This window comes from Cryptosporangium minutisporangium, assembly GCF_039536245.1.
Lineage (GTDB): Bacteria > Actinomycetota > Actinomycetes > Mycobacteriales > Cryptosporangiaceae > Cryptosporangium > Cryptosporangium minutisporangium.
Genome location: NZ_BAAAYN010000043.1, coordinates 121812 through 136653, shown reverse-complemented (window position 1 = coordinate 136653; position 14842 = coordinate 121812). Strand labels below are relative to the sequence as shown.

General features: G+C 70.0%; 17 protein-coding genes and 2 tRNA genes. 11 read left to right on the top strand and 8 right to left on the bottom strand.

Annotation, left to right across the window (positions count from 1 at the left end):
• Window positions 1–44: 44 nt before the first annotated feature.
• Window positions 45–941: a LysR family transcriptional regulator gene (locus ABEB28_RS29990; RefSeq protein ID WP_345731596.1), complete on the bottom strand. Its 897-nt coding sequence runs from the start codon at window positions 939–941 to the stop codon at window positions 45–47.
• 161 nt (window positions 942–1102) lie between these two features.
• On the opposite strand from ABEB28_RS29990, the gene ABEB28_RS29985 reads away from it, so the two are divergent.
• The 3 genes from ABEB28_RS29985 (at window position 1103) to ABEB28_RS29975 (ending at window position 3915) form a co-directional block, all read left to right on the top strand.
• Entirely contained in the window at window positions 1103–2233 is a 1131-nt protein-coding gene (locus ABEB28_RS29985) for an aldo/keto reductase (RefSeq protein WP_345731595.1), read from the top strand.
• Between the two features lie 171 nt (window positions 2234–2404).
• Entirely contained in the window at window positions 2405–3439 is a 1035-nt protein-coding gene (locus ABEB28_RS29980) for a Gfo/Idh/MocA family protein (RefSeq protein ID WP_345731594.1), read from the top strand.
• On the top strand, window positions 3436–3915 hold the full coding sequence (locus ABEB28_RS29975) for a heme-degrading domain-containing protein (RefSeq protein WP_345731593.1): 480 nt from the start codon (window positions 3436–3438) through the stop codon (window positions 3913–3915). The genes ABEB28_RS29980 and ABEB28_RS29975 overlap by 4 nt, the downstream gene beginning before the upstream one ends.
• A gap of 68 nt (window positions 3916–3983) precedes the next feature.
• Here ABEB28_RS29975 and ABEB28_RS29970 read toward each other — a convergent pair whose 3' ends face one another.
• Window positions 3984–4112: a hypothetical protein gene (locus tag ABEB28_RS29970; protein ID WP_345727257.1), complete on the bottom strand. Its 129-nt coding sequence runs from the start codon at window positions 4110–4112 to the stop codon at window positions 3984–3986.
• Between the two features lie 220 nt (window positions 4113–4332).
• Here ABEB28_RS29970 and ABEB28_RS29965 point away from each other — a divergent pair, with 220 nt between their 5' ends.
• The 5 genes from ABEB28_RS29965 to ABEB28_RS29945 all read left to right on the top strand — a co-directional run bounded on the left by ABEB28_RS29965 (window position 4333) and on the right by ABEB28_RS29945 (window position 8597).
• Window positions 4333–5061, top strand: a complete 729-nt coding sequence (locus tag ABEB28_RS29965; protein ID WP_345731592.1) for a hypothetical protein — start codon at window positions 4333–4335, stop codon at window positions 5059–5061.
• A gap of 57 nt (window positions 5062–5118) precedes the next feature.
• Entirely contained in the window at window positions 5119–6507 is a 1389-nt protein-coding gene (gene gad / locus ABEB28_RS29960) for a glutamate decarboxylase (RefSeq protein ID WP_376980961.1), read from the top strand.
• Window positions 6508–6893: 386 nt separating this feature from the next.
• A complete protein-coding gene (locus ABEB28_RS29955) occupies window positions 6894–7625 on the top strand; it encodes a class I SAM-dependent methyltransferase (protein WP_345731590.1) in 732 nt (243 codons plus the stop codon).
• 340 nt (window positions 7626–7965) lie between these two features.
• On the top strand, window positions 7966–8190 hold the full coding sequence (vapB, locus tag ABEB28_RS29950; protein WP_345731589.1) for a type II toxin-antitoxin system VapB family antitoxin: 225 nt from the start codon (window positions 7966–7968) through the stop codon (window positions 8188–8190).
• Entirely contained in the window at window positions 8181–8597 is a 417-nt protein-coding gene (locus ABEB28_RS29945) for a PIN domain nuclease (protein WP_345731588.1), read from the top strand. Before vapB ends, ABEB28_RS29945 begins: the two co-directional genes overlap by 10 nt.
• Before the next feature lie 207 nt (window positions 8598–8804).
• On the opposite strand, the gene ABEB28_RS29940 is transcribed toward ABEB28_RS29945, so the two are convergent.
• A tRNA-Pro gene (locus tag ABEB28_RS29940) sits at window positions 8805–8878 on the bottom strand.
• Between the two features lie 143 nt (window positions 8879–9021).
• Here ABEB28_RS29940 and ABEB28_RS29935 point away from each other — a divergent pair.
• From ABEB28_RS29935 to ABEB28_RS29925, 3 genes are all read left to right on the top strand, one after another.
• A tRNA-Gly gene (locus ABEB28_RS29935) sits at window positions 9022–9095 on the top strand.
• A gap of 109 nt (window positions 9096–9204) precedes the next feature.
• Window positions 9205–10509 (top strand): hypothetical protein, encoded by a 1305-nt coding sequence (locus ABEB28_RS29930; protein WP_345731587.1) that lies wholly within the window; start codon window positions 9205–9207, stop codon window positions 10507–10509.
• Between the two features lie 79 nt (window positions 10510–10588).
• On the top strand, window positions 10589–12286 hold the full coding sequence (locus ABEB28_RS29925; protein WP_345731586.1) for a sulfatase-like hydrolase/transferase: 1698 nt from the start codon (window positions 10589–10591) through the stop codon (window positions 12284–12286).
• A 43-nt stretch (window positions 12287–12329) separates the two neighbouring features.
• On the opposite strand, the gene ABEB28_RS29920 is transcribed toward ABEB28_RS29925, so the two are convergent.
• The 5 genes from ABEB28_RS29920 to ABEB28_RS29900 form a co-directional block, all read right to left on the bottom strand.
• Window positions 12330–12764 (bottom strand): HIT family protein, encoded by a 435-nt coding sequence (locus tag ABEB28_RS29920; protein ID WP_345731585.1) that lies wholly within the window; start codon window positions 12762–12764, stop codon window positions 12330–12332.
• 18 nt (window positions 12765–12782) lie between these two features.
• Window positions 12783–13220, bottom strand: a complete 438-nt coding sequence (locus ABEB28_RS29915; RefSeq protein ID WP_345731584.1) for an SRPBCC family protein — start codon at window positions 13218–13220, stop codon at window positions 12783–12785.
• Window positions 13217–13564, bottom strand: a complete 348-nt coding sequence (locus ABEB28_RS29910) for an ArsR/SmtB family transcription factor (RefSeq protein ID WP_345731583.1) — start codon at window positions 13562–13564, stop codon at window positions 13217–13219. Before ABEB28_RS29910 ends, ABEB28_RS29915 begins: the two co-directional genes overlap by 4 nt.
• An 84-nt stretch (window positions 13565–13648) precedes the next feature.
• Window positions 13649–14017 carry a nuclear transport factor 2 family protein gene (locus tag ABEB28_RS29905; RefSeq protein ID WP_345731582.1) on the bottom strand — a complete coding sequence of 123 codons (369 nt, stop codon included), beginning with the start codon at window positions 14015–14017 and terminating at the stop codon, window positions 13649–13651.
• Window positions 14014–14826, bottom strand: coding sequence for an NAD(P)H-binding protein (locus ABEB28_RS29900; RefSeq protein WP_345731581.1), 813 nt, complete (start codon window positions 14824–14826; stop codon window positions 14014–14016). The genes ABEB28_RS29905 and ABEB28_RS29900 overlap by 4 nt, the downstream gene beginning before the upstream one ends.
• Window positions 14827–14842: the final 16 nt, after the last annotated feature.

The following is a 14842-nucleotide window of genomic DNA, read 5'->3' as shown; positions in this document are numbered from 1 at the left end:
CGGCGGCGTCGGATTTTCGGGAAGGTCACCTGTCTCGAGCGCCCTCAGCGGTGGTCTTCCCGAAAGTCCGGGCCAGTCCGCGCCATGCGTCTGGCGGTCTGCAGGAGCGGGCCGACGACGGCCGAGGCCGGGCGTCGCCAGGTCAGTTGCAAGGGAATGTCGGGCAGGCGCTCGCGGATCGGGATCGGCCGCACCCCGGGCAACTGGTGGGCGATCGGCGCGGGAAGCACCATGAACCCGCCACGGCTGAGGTTCGTCGCTGCGGCGCGCAGGCCGGGCAGCGGGTTCTCCCACACCTCGATGTTCTCGCCGCTGGACCGGACAGCGGTGAGGATCGCGTCGTGGTAGCGCGGTGCCAGGTGTCGCGGGAAGAACTGCTGGACGTCGCCGCGTAGCTCGTGGAGCGAGACGGAATCCGCGGCCGCGAGCCGATGCTCGGCTCCGACGACAACGACCAGCGGATCGCGCCGGAGCGTCAGCGCGCCCGTCGACACCGGTGCGGTCACCAGGCGCCCGAGGACCGCGTCGAGGCTTCCGTCGGCCAGGCCGCTGGTCAGCTCGTGATCCCAGGCCTCCCTCGCCTCGACGCGGATGCGGGGATAGTCGCGCTGCATCGCGGAGTAGAGCGCCGGCATCTCCTCGAAGGCCGACATCACCGTGTAGCCGACGCGCAGCAGACCGAGCCCGGCCTGACGAGTCCGCTCGACGACCAGCTCGGCGTCCGCGAGCACCTGCCGTGCCGACTCCACGAACACCGTGCCCGCCTCGGTGAGGCGGGTCGGTCGGCGGGTGAAGAGCGGTGTGCCCAATTGCCGCTCCAGGTCCCGGATCTGCCGGCTCAGCGGAGGCTGGCTCATTCGCAGACGGTCGGCCGCAGCCTGGAAGCTGCCGGTCTCGGCGACCGTCACGACGTAACGCATCAGGCGCAGCTCCACCGACATGCCCGCAGGGTATGTCGGTGGACCCAACCGGTAGCGGCGGAATCGCACCATTTCGAGAAGACTGGTGGAGCGGGCGGCCGCCGCACTCCTTTCATTCTGGCTGCCGACGGCGACGGCGACGGCCGGCCGGAGGCATCCGACGCTCACCTCAGGAGTCGTTGGTGATCCAGCACGAATCGATCGAATCCACGACCGACGCGGCACGCACCACGTCGACCAGCCGCCGGTCGGTCCTCAAAGCCGGCGCACTCTCCGCCGCGGCGATCGCCGGGGCGGGATGGGCCGGCGCAGCGCCCGGTCACGCCGCGCCGCCCGCCGCGTCCGACCTGATCACCCGGGAGGTTCCGCGCACCGGCGAACGGCTGCCCGCCATCGGCTTGGGCACGTTCATGGTCTTCGACACCCTCCCCGGCACCGATCTCGGTCCGCTGCGGAGCGTGCTGCAGCGGCACTGGGCCGGCGGCGGCCGAGCGGTCGACACGTCGGCGCTCTACGGCAGCGCCGAACAGAACCTCGGCCGGGTGGCCCGTGACCTCGGCCTCACCGAGCGGCTGTTCATCGCCGACAAGGTCTGGGCCACCGGGGAGCATCTCTGGGACGACGGTCACGCCGCGCGTAGCCTCACCCGCTCCCTCCAGCGGCTGTCCCGGCGGAAACCGTTCGACCTCGTCCAGTGCCACAGCCTGGTCAACGTGGACGTCCTCGTGCCGCTGTTCCATGCGTGGAAGAAGGAGGGGCGCATCCGCCACCTGGGCGTCACCCACCACGAATCCGTCTACTTTCCCGCCCTGGCCTCGTGGATCGACCGGGGCGAACTCGACACGGTCCAGGTGCACTACTCGATCGCCTACCGGGACGCCGAACGGCAGGTCCTACCCGCGGCCGCCGAACGGGGCACCGCCGTCCTGGTGAACATGGCGTTGGAGAAGGGCCGGCTCCACCAACTCGTGCAGGGCCGTCCACTGCCGGGGTTCGCCCGCGAGCTCGGTATCCAGAACTGGGCTCAGTACTTCCTCAAGTGGGTCCTCGCGCACCCCGCGGTGACCTGCGTCCTCGCCGGAACGTCGCGCGCCGACCACGCGGCCGAGAACGTCGGAGCGATGCGCGGCCCGCTGCCCGACGCGGCCACGCGCGACCGCATGCACGCCCACCTGGCCGCGCTCCCCGGCTTCGACCAGGTGACCCGCACGCCCTGGTACCCCGGCCGCCGCTACCCCGGTCTCGTCGCTCGCTCCCAGGCCGCCGTCCGTGCCCGCAGCCCCTGGTGGCCGTCCGGCCCGCCTCCCGCCTGACGATTCGCGGTACCGCGCGTCGCCCGGCGCCGTGCACGACCGTCCCCGGGCTACGCGTGGTCGCACCCGCCGCCGGTCCGACTGGCGTGGCGCTGATCGATGCCTCCGATCGGCTGGTTTGATCACCGGATAGCGGAGCCGGGCCACGACCGACGGGACGAGGATGAAGCCATGACTAAGCCCGTGCGGTTCGGCCTCGTCGGTTACGGCTTCGGTGCCCGCTACTTCCATGCCCCGCTGCTCCGCTCCGCGCCGGATTGCGACCTGATCGGGGTCCTGACGTCCTCACCCGAACGCCGCGCGCTCGTGAACCGGGAGATCCCCGGCGTCGCGACGGTGGCGACGCTGGCCGAGCTGGTCGACCTCGGCGCCGAGGCGGTGGCGATCTCCACCCCGGCCGACACCCACAGCACGCTGACCGAAGAAGCGCTCCGGTTGGGGCTGGCCGTCGTCTGCGACAAGCCGTTCGCCCTCGATGCCGACGCCGCGCGCAAGACGGTGGAGCTCAGCGCGCACCTCGGGCTGGCGCTGAGCCCGTACCAGAACCGTCGGGAGGACTCGGACTTCCGCACGGTGCGCGCGCTCGCGACCGAGGGAACCCTCGGCACCGTCACCCGGCTGGAGTCCCGCTTCGAGCGTTACGCCCCGCAGGACGGGCCGGGAACGGCGGGCGGCGGAACGCTGCTCGACTTCGGCAGCCACCTCGTCGACCAGGCGCTCTTCCTGCTGGGCCCGGCCCGGGCCGTCTACGCGGAGCTGCGGGAACGCGAATCCGGTCTGGACGACGACGTGTTCGTCGCCCTCACGCACACCTCCGGCGCGCGGTCGCAGCTGTGGGGCAGCTGGAGTCAGTCGGCGCCCGGCCCTCGGTGGCGGGTGACCGGCACCGAGGGCACCTACGTGGTGGCCGCCGGCGACGGCCAGGAAGATCAGCTCGTCGCCGGTCACAGCCCGGCCGATCTGGGCGAGGCGTGGGGTGTGGAGCCGGCGGAACGCTACGGCACGGTGTACAGCGGCGGCACGGCACGCAGTCACCCGACCGAGCGTGGTCGCTGGGACCTGTTCTATCCGCGCTTCGCCGCGGCGGTCCGGGGCGAAGCGCCGCCGCCGGTCGACCCGGCCGACGCCGTCGCGACCGCGGTCGTGCTCGATGCCGCCCGGACCAGCGCCGCGGCTGGGGCAGTCGTCATGGTGGACGCACGATGAGCGACGACCTCGCAACGCTGTTGGCCGAGGAGCAGCGCCTGGTGTTCGCCCACTTCGACGAATACACCGCGTGGGATCTCGGTAGCGCGCTGCGCTCCGCCGCGGACGCCGATCGGCTCCCGGTGGCGATCGCGGTGCGGCGCGGCAGGCAGCAGCTGTTCCACACCGCGCTCCCCGGCGCCTCCGCCGACAACGACGGCTGGCTGCAGCGCAAGGCCGCGGTGGTCGAACGGTACGGCCACTCGTCCTACTACGTCGGCTGCCTCTTCCGGGCCGAGGGCGGCGACTTCGACACCGACTCGCGGCTCGACACCGCGCTGTTCGCGGCCCACGGCGGCGCGTTCCCGCTGATCGTCGCCGGCAGCGGCTGCATCGGATCGGTCGCGGTGTCCGGGCTCCCCCAGGTCGAGGACCACCGCTTCGTCGTCACCCAGCTGGAGCACTTCCTGCAGCGGACCGGTCAACTCCCGGACTAGCCGGAACAGGCCGGTGGGCCGGGAGCTTTCGCTCTCCGGCCCATCGGTGGTGCGCTATCGAGTTGGACTCAGTACGAGTTGTAGCTCCAGCAGTCGTTGTAGCGCTTCTGGTGGCGACGACGACGGTGCCGGCGCGGCTTGTGGCAGTCGTTGTAGTCCCAGGACTGCTCGTAACCGCAGTGGTTGTAGTCGCTCATCGTCGCCATCTCCTCGAAGTCTGTGGCGGAGGGCCGGTGCCCGTTCCGCCTGCACCAGAAGACTCCCGCGAATCCGCGACCGGCTCACTCGCCCTCGTGACGCCCCGAGTGTTCGCCTCCCGACACTGCCCCGCCGCCCGTCCGGGGCGCTGATCGCACCGGCGTTTCTCGTCCGTAGCGGATGACGTCAGGAGACCGGTGCCGCACCTAGCGTGCATTCGTGGGAACGCGAGCGGCGACCGGTGGGGTGGCGTTCCAACGCGCTATGGCATCCGCGTTCGCTCTCGGAGCGGTGTGTTTCCTCGTGGGCCCGGCGCCGGGGTACGTCGCCCTCGTGGGCGCCACCGCTGACGCCGTCACCTTCTTCGTCGGCTCGGTGTTCTTCACCATCGGGGGCGCGTTGCAGACCTGGCAAGCCGCAGCTCGTCGGCATCGAGCCGACGACCTGGCGGCGGTGCTCCAGTCGGCGGGCACACTCTTCTTCAACATCTCGACGTTCCGCGCCCTGCAAGTCGTGCTCGCCGACACGGACTACGACCGGCTCGTGTGGCGGCCGGACGCCTTCGGCTCGATCTGCTTCCTCGCTTCCGGACTCGTCGCCTACCGCGCATCAGCACGACGTGGCTGGTTACCGGCGCGGGGACAGCCCGGATGGTGGCAACCCGTGGTCAACCTGGCGGGTTGTGTCCTCTTCGGCATCGCCGCGATCGCCGGGTACGTCGTGCCGGCCACTGGCTCACTGGTCGACCAGGCCGGCGCCAACCTGACCACCTGCGCCGGAGCGGCGTGCTTCCTGGCCTGCGCGCTCGGCAGCTGGCCTGCGCGTCGGCGGCCGTCCCGACTGCACCACCGCGCCGAGCCGGAGCCGGGACCAGGGCCGGGACCGGGGCCGGGACCGGGATCGGTGGAGGGCAACGCACGCTCCGGTCGATCGGGAAGTGCCGACTAGACCGACGAACCGCACGCGCCGGGCAGACCGGCGACGGGACTACAACGAGGAGGTTTGGTGATGCTCAAGCATCCCCGAGACACGCAGGCGGTGACCGGCGACCTCTCCGTGGCGCCGCTCTTCGGCCTGGAGGGAAAGCGGATCAGCCGGCACGAGTTGCCGGCCGGCGAGCTTCCCCGCGATGTCGCCTACGAGATCATCCACGACGAGTTGATGCTCGACGGCAACGCGCGGCTGAACCTGGCCACGTTCGTCACGACGTGGATGGAGCCGCAGGCCGACAAGTTGATGGCCGAGTGCTTCGACAAGAACATGATCGACAAGGACGAGTATCCGCAGACGGCGGAGCTCGAGACACGGTGTGTGAACATGCTGAGCCGGCTCTGGCACGCGCCGGACGCTGCGCTGGCCACCGGCTGCTCGACCACCGGGTCGAGCGAGGCGGCGATGCTCGGCGGCCTCGCGCTCAAGCGTCGCTGGCAGCAACGGCGAGCCGCCGCGGGACAGCCGACCGACCGGCCGAACCTCGTGATGGGTATCAACGTTCAGGTCTGCTGGGAGAAGTTCGCCAACTACTGGGACGTCGAGATGCGTCTGGTCCCCATGGACGGCGACCGATTCCATCTCTCCGCCGAGGAAGCCGTCAAGCTGTGTGACGAGAACACCATCGGCGTGGTGGCCATCCTCGGATCGACGTTCGACGGCTCGTACGAGCCGGTCCAAGAGATCTGTGCGGCGCTCGACGCGTTCCAGGCGGAGACCGGGATCGATGTTCCGGTACACGTCGACGGCGCTTCCGGGGCGTTCGTGGCGCCGTTCGTCGATACCGAGCTGGTCTGGGACTTCCAGCTGCCGCGGGTGACCTCGATCAACGCGTCGGGGCACAAGTACGGTCTGGTCTATCCGGGCGTCGGTTGGATCGTGTGGCGTGACGCCGACGCGCTGCCTGACGACCTGGTCTTCTGGGTCAACTATCTCGGTGACAACATGCCCACGTTCGCGCTGAACTTCTCCCGTCCCGGCGCGCAGGTCGTGGCGCAGTACTACAACTTCCTGCGCCTGGGCTTCAGCGGATACCAGCGCGTGCACGGCTACGCCCGCGACGTCGCGACGCGGTTGTCCGGCCAGATCGCCGAGCTGGGCCCGTTCGAGCTGATCACCAAGGGCGACGAGCTGCCGGTGTTCGCCTTCACACTGCGCGAGGAGATCACCAACTACACGGTGTTCGACGTCTCCGCCGCGCTGCGGGAACGCGGTTGGCTCGTGCCCGCGTACTCGTTCCCGAAGAATCGGGAGGACCTCGCGGCGCTGCGGGTCGTCGTTCGCCGCGGCTTCACCCACGATCTGGCCGACCTGTTGATCGCCGACATCAAACGACAATTACCGCGCCTGCAGAAGCAGGCCGCGCCGATCAACGAGGGGGACGCCGCCGGCTTCCATCACTGACCGCGGCGTCGGGCGGTCAGCGCACCGGCGGTGGGCTCGGCTCCGGCGGACGATGTGGACATTGGCCTTCGAGGCGACGCGTCGTGACGTGCGCGCCGTGCGCGGGCACGACGACGACCGCCGGCGCTTGATCGCCTCTGACTTGGTTCGGGTGGGACGGAGGTCGAGCTCCTGGATGAGCGCGCGGAGCACGATCCGCGCTTCGGACATGGCGAGCGATGCCCCGATGCAGCGCCGGATGCCCCGCCGAACGGGATCCAGGAGTACGAGCCGGGACGGTTGCCGAGGAAACGCTCGGGCCGGAAGACGAAGGGCTCGGGGTACTGGCACCCGCGCTCGCCACTGTTCAGCACGCCGCGCGCCTTCGGGCGCCGTACGGTCGACTCATGCCGGACCCGATCTTCGACCACCCCCGGCTGGTCGCCGTCTACGACGCCGTGGAAGGCGACCGCCCCGACCTCGACGTCTACGAGGCCCTCGTCGACGAGTTGGGAGCCGAACGAATACTGGACATCGGCTGCGGCACCGGCACCTTCGCGGTCCGGCTGGCCGCCGCCGGGAAGATCGTCACCGGCGTCGACCCGGCCCCCGGCTCGATCAACTACGCCCGGAACCGGCCGGGCGGGCAGCACGTCAACTGGATCCGCGGCGAGGTCCGGGACGTTGCCGTCGGGGACTTCGACCTGGCGACGATGACCGGCAACGTCGCTCAGGCCATCGTCGACCGCAACAAGTGGGACAAGACCCTGGCGGGCACTCGTCGGCTGCTGCGGCCTGGCGGGTGCCTGGTGTTCGAGACCCGCGTCCCCGAGCTGCGTCCCTGGGAGCTGTGGACCCGCGAGCTGACCGAACACACGGTCGACGTCGACGGGATCGGCCCGGTGCGGACCTGGACCGAGGTGGTCGACATCGCGGGGGCGCTGGTCACCTTTCGCACGTCGTGGGTCTTCCCCGACGGCGCGGCTCTGTCGTCACACTCCACCTTGCGGTTCCGGACCCGCCGCGAGATCGAAGGGTCTCTGCGGACCCACGGTTATGAGCTGCTGGAGGTCCGAGACGCTCCGGATCGGCCGGGCTGGGAATGGGTCTTCCTCGCCACGCCCTCATCGGACCGGTGAGGGGCGTCCTCCGAAGCTCGGCACAGCGGGAAAGCCTTCGAGGCCACCACGTGCATGCACCGCGCCAGCGATCTCTTCCTGCTCACCGGCACCGGCAGGCACCCGCTTCTGGGTGCACTTCGCCGATCGCCTGGCCGCAGCCGTTGCGTGGCACCCGGACGCAGGCTCAGCGCCACTGACCGTGGTGAGCGTCGCCGAACGCCGAACTCTGCTGGACCGGCTTCGTAGCCTGTTCGCACGCACCTGATCGAGTGCGCCCGCCTCCGCCGAGGCTGCCGTTCACCGCGGTCCGCCGTATGCGGTGATATCATGATATCGAAGAGCCACTCGGAGGCACGCCGTGCCCAACATCCTCATTCGTGATCTCAGCCAGGAAGCCGTCGATCGCATCGACGCCGCAGCGTCCAACCTCGGGCTCTCCCGGAACGAATACCTTCGCCGCAAGTTCGAGGAAGAGAGAGCCCCCACCGGCAAGCAAACCGTCACCGCCGAGGACTGGCAGCGCTCCGCCGAGGTGTTCTCCGACCTCGCCGATCCGACGGTGACGGACGCAGCGTGGCGGTAACCAGCTGGCTGATCGACAGGTCCGCCTACGTCCGGTTGCAACTCGGGCAGGCGGCCGACCGCGACGAGTGGAGCGCCCGCATCAGCCGCGGGCTGGTCCGACTGTCGACGATCACTCGGCTGGAACTCGGATTCTCAGCCCGCTCCGGGCACGCTGGACGCGGCCAGTTCGCGGTCCCGCCGTTGTCATTGATGCCGATCGAGCATCTGACGCCCGCGATCGAAGATCGGGCGTTCGAAGTGCAGATGACGCTGGCCGATCGCGGCCAGCATCGCGCGCCATCCATTCCAGACTTACTAGTCGCGGCGACCGCCGAGAAGGCCGGTCTGACCGTGCTCGCCGTCGACAAGGACTTCGACCTCATCGCCGACGTCACCGGGCAACCCCTCGAGACGCTGGCCGGCTGATCCCGTCAAAGGGGTCGAGTCACGAGTCGGTGGCCGTGCGGGTGGCGAGCCGCACTCGAATCGAGGGCGGCCAGCGAGGCCGAACCCTCCCCCCGGGCTACGAGCACCGCGCTTGCGTCGCGTAGGTCCATCCGGGGCCGCCCACCTCAACTGCGAGGGGCTCCCCGCCTTGAGCTGGCAGAAAGCCCCTGAACAGCCGAAAAACAGTCGGGGTGGCGGGATTTGAACCCACGGCCCCTCGCTCCCAAAGCGAGTGCGCTACCAAACTGCGCCACACCCCGCAGCACTGCGCCGCCAGTGTAGGCGGTAGCGTCCCGGACCGGGTCGTTGCCCCGGGCGTGGGGACGCACGCCACACCGGAACTCGGTGGCAGGTCCCCCGGTCGTAGCCGTTATCATGGTGCCGGTCGTGCAAGCGGCCACCCGCGGGTGTAGCTCAATGGTAGAGCCCCAGTCTTCCAAACTGGCTACGCGAGTTCGATTCTCGTCACCCGCTCCAAAGCAACCCAGGCCGCTCCGGCCTGGGTTTTTTTGGTACAGCTGTCGAACCCGGGGCCGCGACCGGCCGTGTTCCCTCCGGACCGGTCGATCAGCCGAAGGGGGCGCACGTGGCGTGGGTACGCGACCGGATCGCACGGGCCCGGACCGTGCCGCCGGCCGAATGGCTGCTGCTCGGCGGCTTGGTCGTCGTGGCGTTGCTCATTCGCTACGCGTGCCGTAGCTACTACACGTCCGACCTCGTGGTGTTCGGCCAGTGGTACGACGAACTCCAGGCGGCGGGAGGCATCCGCGGGCTGCGGGAGCCGATCGGCAACTACAACGCGCCGTTCCTGTACCTGCTGGTCGTCGCCGGGTGGCTGCCCGGAGCAACGCTGATGAAGATCAAGTTGATCCTCGTCGCCTTCGACGCGCTGCTGGTCTTCTTCGTGTACCGCCTCGTAGCGCTACGGTGGCCGGGATGGCGGATCCCCACGGTCGCGGCGCTCGTCGCGGCGTTCCTGCCCACGGTCGTGATCAACGCCTCGATGTACGGGCAGTGCGACTCGATCTGGGCCGCGTTCTGCCTGGGTGGGGTGTACTTCCTCCTCCGCGACCGGCAGTGGTTGGCCGTGGCGTTCTTCGCCACGGCGTACGCGTTCAAGCCGCAGGCGATCTTCATCTTCCCGCTCCTGATGCTCGCCGTGCTGGCCGGTCGCGTGCGGTGGCGGACGCTGATCGCGTTGCCGCTGGTGTACATCGCGCTCGACGTCCCGGCGATGCTGTTGGGCCGCGACCCGGTCGAACTGCTCGGGCTCTACGCCGATCAGCTGGACGAGCCGTCGGCGCTGCGGCGCGGCGCGCCGTCGGTCTACCAGTATCTGCGGGTCTCGGTGGGGCTCGACGTCCTGAAGAACCTCGGCTACCTGTTCGCCGCCGCGCTGGTGCTCGGCATCTGCTACGTGCTGGTCTCCACCCGGACGAAGCTGGACCGGACCCGGCTGGTGACCGCCGCCGCCTGCTTCGCGATCCTGGTGCCGTTCTTCCTGCCGGGCATGCACGAGCGCTACTTCTACCTGGCCGACGTGCTCACGCTCGTCGTCGCGTTCTACCGCCCGCGGCTGTGGTTCCTGCCACTGATAGTCCAGGCGTCGTCGTTCTTCGCGTACCTGCCGTTCCTGTTCCGGACCGGGCCGGTCGGGCCGCTGATCGATCCGCGCTTGCTCGCCACGCTGATGCTCGCCGCGCTGCTGATCACGCTGTACGCACTGCTGGCGGACGTCCGCGGACGGCCGGCGTCGGGGTTGCCGGACGTGTCGTCCGACGACCGGGCCGAAACCGAGCCGGCCGCTCGGACGCGGTCGGCGCCCCGGGACGGGTTGGACCAGTTCGCGGAGGTGTCGGCAGAGCGACAGAGCGTCGGCGTACGGGCGTGAACCTTCCGGCGGGCGGGTCCGTGAGCCAGGTGGCGACGCGGACCCGCGGTGCCGGCCACTAATTGGGAAGGGCCTACGGATGGCGCTCTTGACGGGGACGGGCGAGCTGCCGGCGGCAGTCGACGACGACCTGAGCACGGTTGCGCCCTCCGCGCCCGACGACACCCAGCCGCCGAAGCCTCGCCGGTGGCGCACCGTGCTGCGCTGGACGCTGACCGCGCTGGCGTTCCTCCTGGTCTATGCCGCGCTGCTGTTCCCGAACCGGGTGTACCTGCTCACCCCGAAGGCCTTCCTGCGGATCCCGGTGGAGGCCGTGGTCGGCGCGGCCCTGCTGCTGGTGCTCCCCGGCCGGTTGCGCCGGATCGCCGCGACGGTCACCGGGGCGGTGCTCGGGCTGCTCACCGTGCTCAAGGTCCTCGACATGGGATTCTTCGAGACCCTGGCACGCCCGTTCAACGTCATCTTCGACTGGAGCCTGCTCGCCAACGGCTTCGACTTCGTCGAAGGCTCGTACGGCCGGGCCGCGGCGTTCGGCGCTACGGTCGGCGCCGTCGTGATGGTGCTCGCCGTGGTGACGTTGATGACGCTCGCCGTCCGACGCCTGTCGACGACGCTGGTCAACACCGAGCCGCACGCGACGAAGGCGGTCGCGGCCCTCACCGTGATCTGGTTCGTCTGTGCCGGATTCGGTTACGACATCCAAGGGCTGCCGCGCACCAGCAACATCACCGCACCGTTCGCCTACAACACGCTGCGCAAAGTGCCGGCCGCGCTGCTCGATCAACGTCGGTTCTCCGAGCAGCTGGCCGTCGACGCGTTCCGCGACACCCCGAACGACCAGTTGCTGTCCGCGCTGCGCGGCAAGGACGTCGTCTTCACGTTCATCGAGAGTTACGGACGCAGCGCGGTCGAGGACCCGAAGTACGCCCCGCAGATCGACGCGCTGCTCGACGGGGGCACGCAGCGTTTGAAGGCGGCCGGGCTGGAGTCCCGCAGCGCGTACCTCACGTCTCCGACGACCGGCGGCGGCAGCTGGCTCGCGCACTCGACGCTCCACTCCGGGCTCTGGATCAACAACGAGGCGCGGTACCGCAACCTCACCAAGAGCGACCGGATGACGCTGACCGGCGCGTTCCAGGAGGCGGACTGGCGCTCGGTCGGCATCATGCCCGGGCTGACCGGCTACTGGCCGGAGGGCGACTTCTTCGGCTTCGACAAGATCTACGACTCCCGCAACCTGGGCTTCCAGGGGCCGAAGTACCAGTGGTCGTCCATCCCGGACCAGTACATCCTGTCGAAGCTGCAGCGCGCCGAGCTCTCGAAGCCCGGTGACCAGCCGGTCGTGGCCGAGGTCGAGACGACGTCCAGCCACGCCCCCTGGAACTACGTGCCGAAGCTGGCCGATTGGGACGAGGTCGGCGACGGTAAGGCGACGGCGGGTCCGCGGCCGAGCTTCTCCCAGAAAAACCCGGACTTCGTCCGGACGCAGTACCGGAAGTCGATCGAGTACTCGCTGTCGTCGGTGATCTCGTACGCCGAGAAGTACGCCACCGACGACACGGTGCTGGTCTTCCTCGGCGACCACCAGCCGATCCCGCTGATCACCGGGCAGAACGCGAGCTGGGACGTGCCGGTGACGATCGTCGCGAAGGACCCGAAGGTGCTGGACCGGGTCTCGTCCTGGGGCTGGCACGACGGGCTGAACCCGCGGCCGGACGCCCCGGTCTGGAGGATGGACGCCTTCCGCGACAAGTTCCTGACGGCGTTCAGCGGCTGAGCGTTCTCACCTGCGCGAGCAGACCGCTGGGCGACCGGACGTCTCAGGTGAAGTACCGGCCGAGGCGGCTCGCGAAGTCGGCGAGCTCAGCCGCGGCGGGCTGCGGCGCCACCACCGGGGACTCCAGCCAGTCGACGTCCGGTGGCGTGTCCGCGAACCGGGCGAACACGTGCTGGTGGAAGTGCGGGATCCGGCGCCCGACGATCGCGGTGAAGACGTTCTCGACCGGCAGCTCCGCGCGGAGCGCCCGGGCCGCGACCCACGCGGTGTGGGCGACGATCGCGACCTCGTCGGGCGTCAGCGCGTCCCAGCACTCGACGTGCCGCCGGGTCTCGACGAACAGGTAACCGAGCGGGCCGTACCCGGTGAGATCGGCCGGCCGGTGCGTCACCACGACCGACTCGTCGGCCCAGACAACCGGAGCGAGCAGCTCGCCGCGCCCGGCGTGCTTGGCGCAGATCAGGCAGTCGTCGATCACGCACCGACCGTACGCCGATCAGCTCAGGTATTCGATCAAGCCACGGAACACCTGGCTGCTCCATCCGCCGCTCATGATCTTCCGGGCGAGCTGCTGCTGCGGATCGTCCGGATCGAAGCCGCGGTGCTCGAGGAAAAGCCGTGTGCCGGTGCCCTCGGGATGCAGCGTCCAGGTGACGACGGAGTCCAGCCCCGCTGGGTTGGCCGGGTCTACCCAGGAGTAGCTCAGCAGCGTCTCCGGCTGCACGTCGAGGACCTCACCCGCGATGACGCCGCTGAAGTTCGTCGCTTCGATCGGCTCGGCCTGGAACCGGAACCGGTGCCCGACGACCGGCTTGAAGTCGCCGGGCAGGAACCACTTCGCGAGCGCGTCCGGGTTGGTCAGCGCGTCCCAGACCCGGGTCGGCGGGTGCGGCAGGAACTCGTCCACGTGGATGGCGGTCAGGTCGTCGGTCATCGGTTCTCCTCCGAAGGGTCCTCGTCGAGGTAGGAGCGCAGACCGGCGAGCTGGGCCCGCCAGAACCGCTCGTAGGGAGCGAGCCAGCTCTGCAGGTCGTGCAGCGGCTCGGGGACCACCGCGTAGATGCGGTGGCGCCCCTGCCGCGTCTCGGTCACCAGCCCGGCGTCGAGCAGCACCCGGAGGTGCTCGGAGACGCTGGGCCGGGCCATGTCGAAGCGCTCCGCGATCTCCTGCACGGCCCGTGGACCGTCCAGGAGCAGATCGAGCACGTCCCGCCGGGTCGGGTTCGACAGTGCGGCGAACACCCGATCGGTCGGTGATGACTTGGCCCGCTGTGGCACCGAAGCCCCTCTCACTCGTCCCGTACCCACGGGAGGTAGGAAACTACCTACGCGTCAAGCGTAGGCAATTTCCTACGTGTTCTCCTAGAGCAGCGGACCCGCGTGGCCGGCCAGACAGGTCCAGCGGCCGTGCTCCCGGATCCAGGTCTGGGTCACCGGCATGCGGTACGAGCGCTGCTCCCCCTCCACCTCGACGTGGTCGGTGACCAGGCAGGTCACCACGCCGGTGTCACCGAGCACCACCACGTCGGTCCGGTCGACCAGCTGCTGCCGCCAGACCAGCCCGCCGGCGGTGTTCGACCGCACGTACGCCGCCCGGTCGAACACCTCGCCGCGGTGCGACGTCCATCGGAACCGCGGATGGAGCACCGCCTCCAGCCCGGACGCTTCCCCGGCGGCCAGCGCCTCGGCCCGCCGCTCCACCGCCGCCCGCAGGGCGTCCTCGTCAGTCATCCGTCCAGTGTGGCAACCAACTGCTCGCGGTGCTCCTCCACCCAGCTCCGGAACGTCAGCGCCGGACGTCCGAGGATGCGCGGGACGACGTCGGCCACCACCGCTGCCTGACCCGACCGGACGTACTCCATCGCGCGCGCGGATCCCTCGTCGAGCCCTGCCAATGTCGCGTCGACGGTGGTGAACGGCCGCTGCAGCACGTCCGCGAGGATCGCCACCTCCTCCGGCACGCTCAGCGCCTCCGGACCGGTCACCGCGTACACCTGCCCGGCATGGCCGTCCCCGGTCAGCGCGGCCGCGGCCACCTCGGCGACGTCCCGCGGATGGACGACACCCATGCCCCCGTCGCCGGTGCGGTTCGGCACCGACCCACCGGCCCGCAGGTCCGGCACCCACCAGAACACGTTGGAGGCGAACATCGGCGGCCGCAGCAGCGTCCACTCCCAGTTGCCCTCGCGCACCGCGGCTTCACCGGCCTGGTGCCAGTCGAGCAGGCCCAGATCGGTGCCGAACGCGGAGAGCTTCACGATGCGGCGGATCCCGGCGTTCACGGCGGCCGCCGTGAACGCCAGGTCGTGCGCGCCCACCGAGGGTCCGCCTTCGGTCAGCAGGAAGGCCGCCTCCGCGCCCTTGGCCGCTGACCGCAGCGAGTCGGCGTCCGCGAAATCGCCGTGGACCACCTCGACGCCGGCGGGCACGACGGCCTGCTCGGGCCGGCGGGTCATCGCGCGGACCGGCTCGCCAGCCGCGGCGAGAACCTGGACGAGATGCGTACCGATGGTGCCCGTGGCACCAGTCACCAGAATCATGACCGCCACCGTGCCG

What these genes read in the sequence shown, in the direction of transcription:
- ABEB28_RS29970 (WP_345727257.1), bottom strand. Translation starts at nt 4,112, where the DNA reads ATGAGCGACTACAACCACTGCGGTTACGAGCAGTCCTGGGACTACAAC.
- ABEB28_RS29925 (WP_345731586.1), top strand. Translation starts at nt 10,589, where the DNA reads ATGGCGCTCTTGACGGGGACGGGCGAGCTGCCGGCGGCAGTCGACGAC.
- ABEB28_RS29955 (WP_345731590.1), top strand. Translation starts at nt 6,894, where the DNA reads ATGCCGGACCCGATCTTCGACCACCCCCGGCTGGTCGCCGTCTACGAC.
- ABEB28_RS29905 (WP_345731582.1), bottom strand. Translation starts at nt 14,017, where the DNA reads ATGACTGACGAGGACGCCCTGCGGGCGGCGGTGGAGCGGCGGGCCGAG.
- ABEB28_RS29915 (WP_345731584.1), bottom strand. Translation starts at nt 13,220, where the DNA reads ATGACCGACGACCTGACCGCCATCCACGTGGACGAGTTCCTGCCGCAC.
- ABEB28_RS29975 (WP_345731593.1), top strand. Translation starts at nt 3,436, where the DNA reads ATGAGCGACGACCTCGCAACGCTGTTGGCCGAGGAGCAGCGCCTGGTG.
- ABEB28_RS29990 (WP_345731596.1), bottom strand. Translation starts at nt 941, where the DNA reads ATGTCGGTGGAGCTGCGCCTGATGCGTTACGTCGTGACGGTCGCCGAG.
- ABEB28_RS29900 (WP_345731581.1), bottom strand. Translation starts at nt 14,826, where the DNA reads ATGATTCTGGTGACTGGTGCCACGGGCACCATCGGTACGCATCTCGTC.
- ABEB28_RS29980 (WP_345731594.1), top strand. Translation starts at nt 2,405, where the DNA reads ATGACTAAGCCCGTGCGGTTCGGCCTCGTCGGTTACGGCTTCGGTGCC.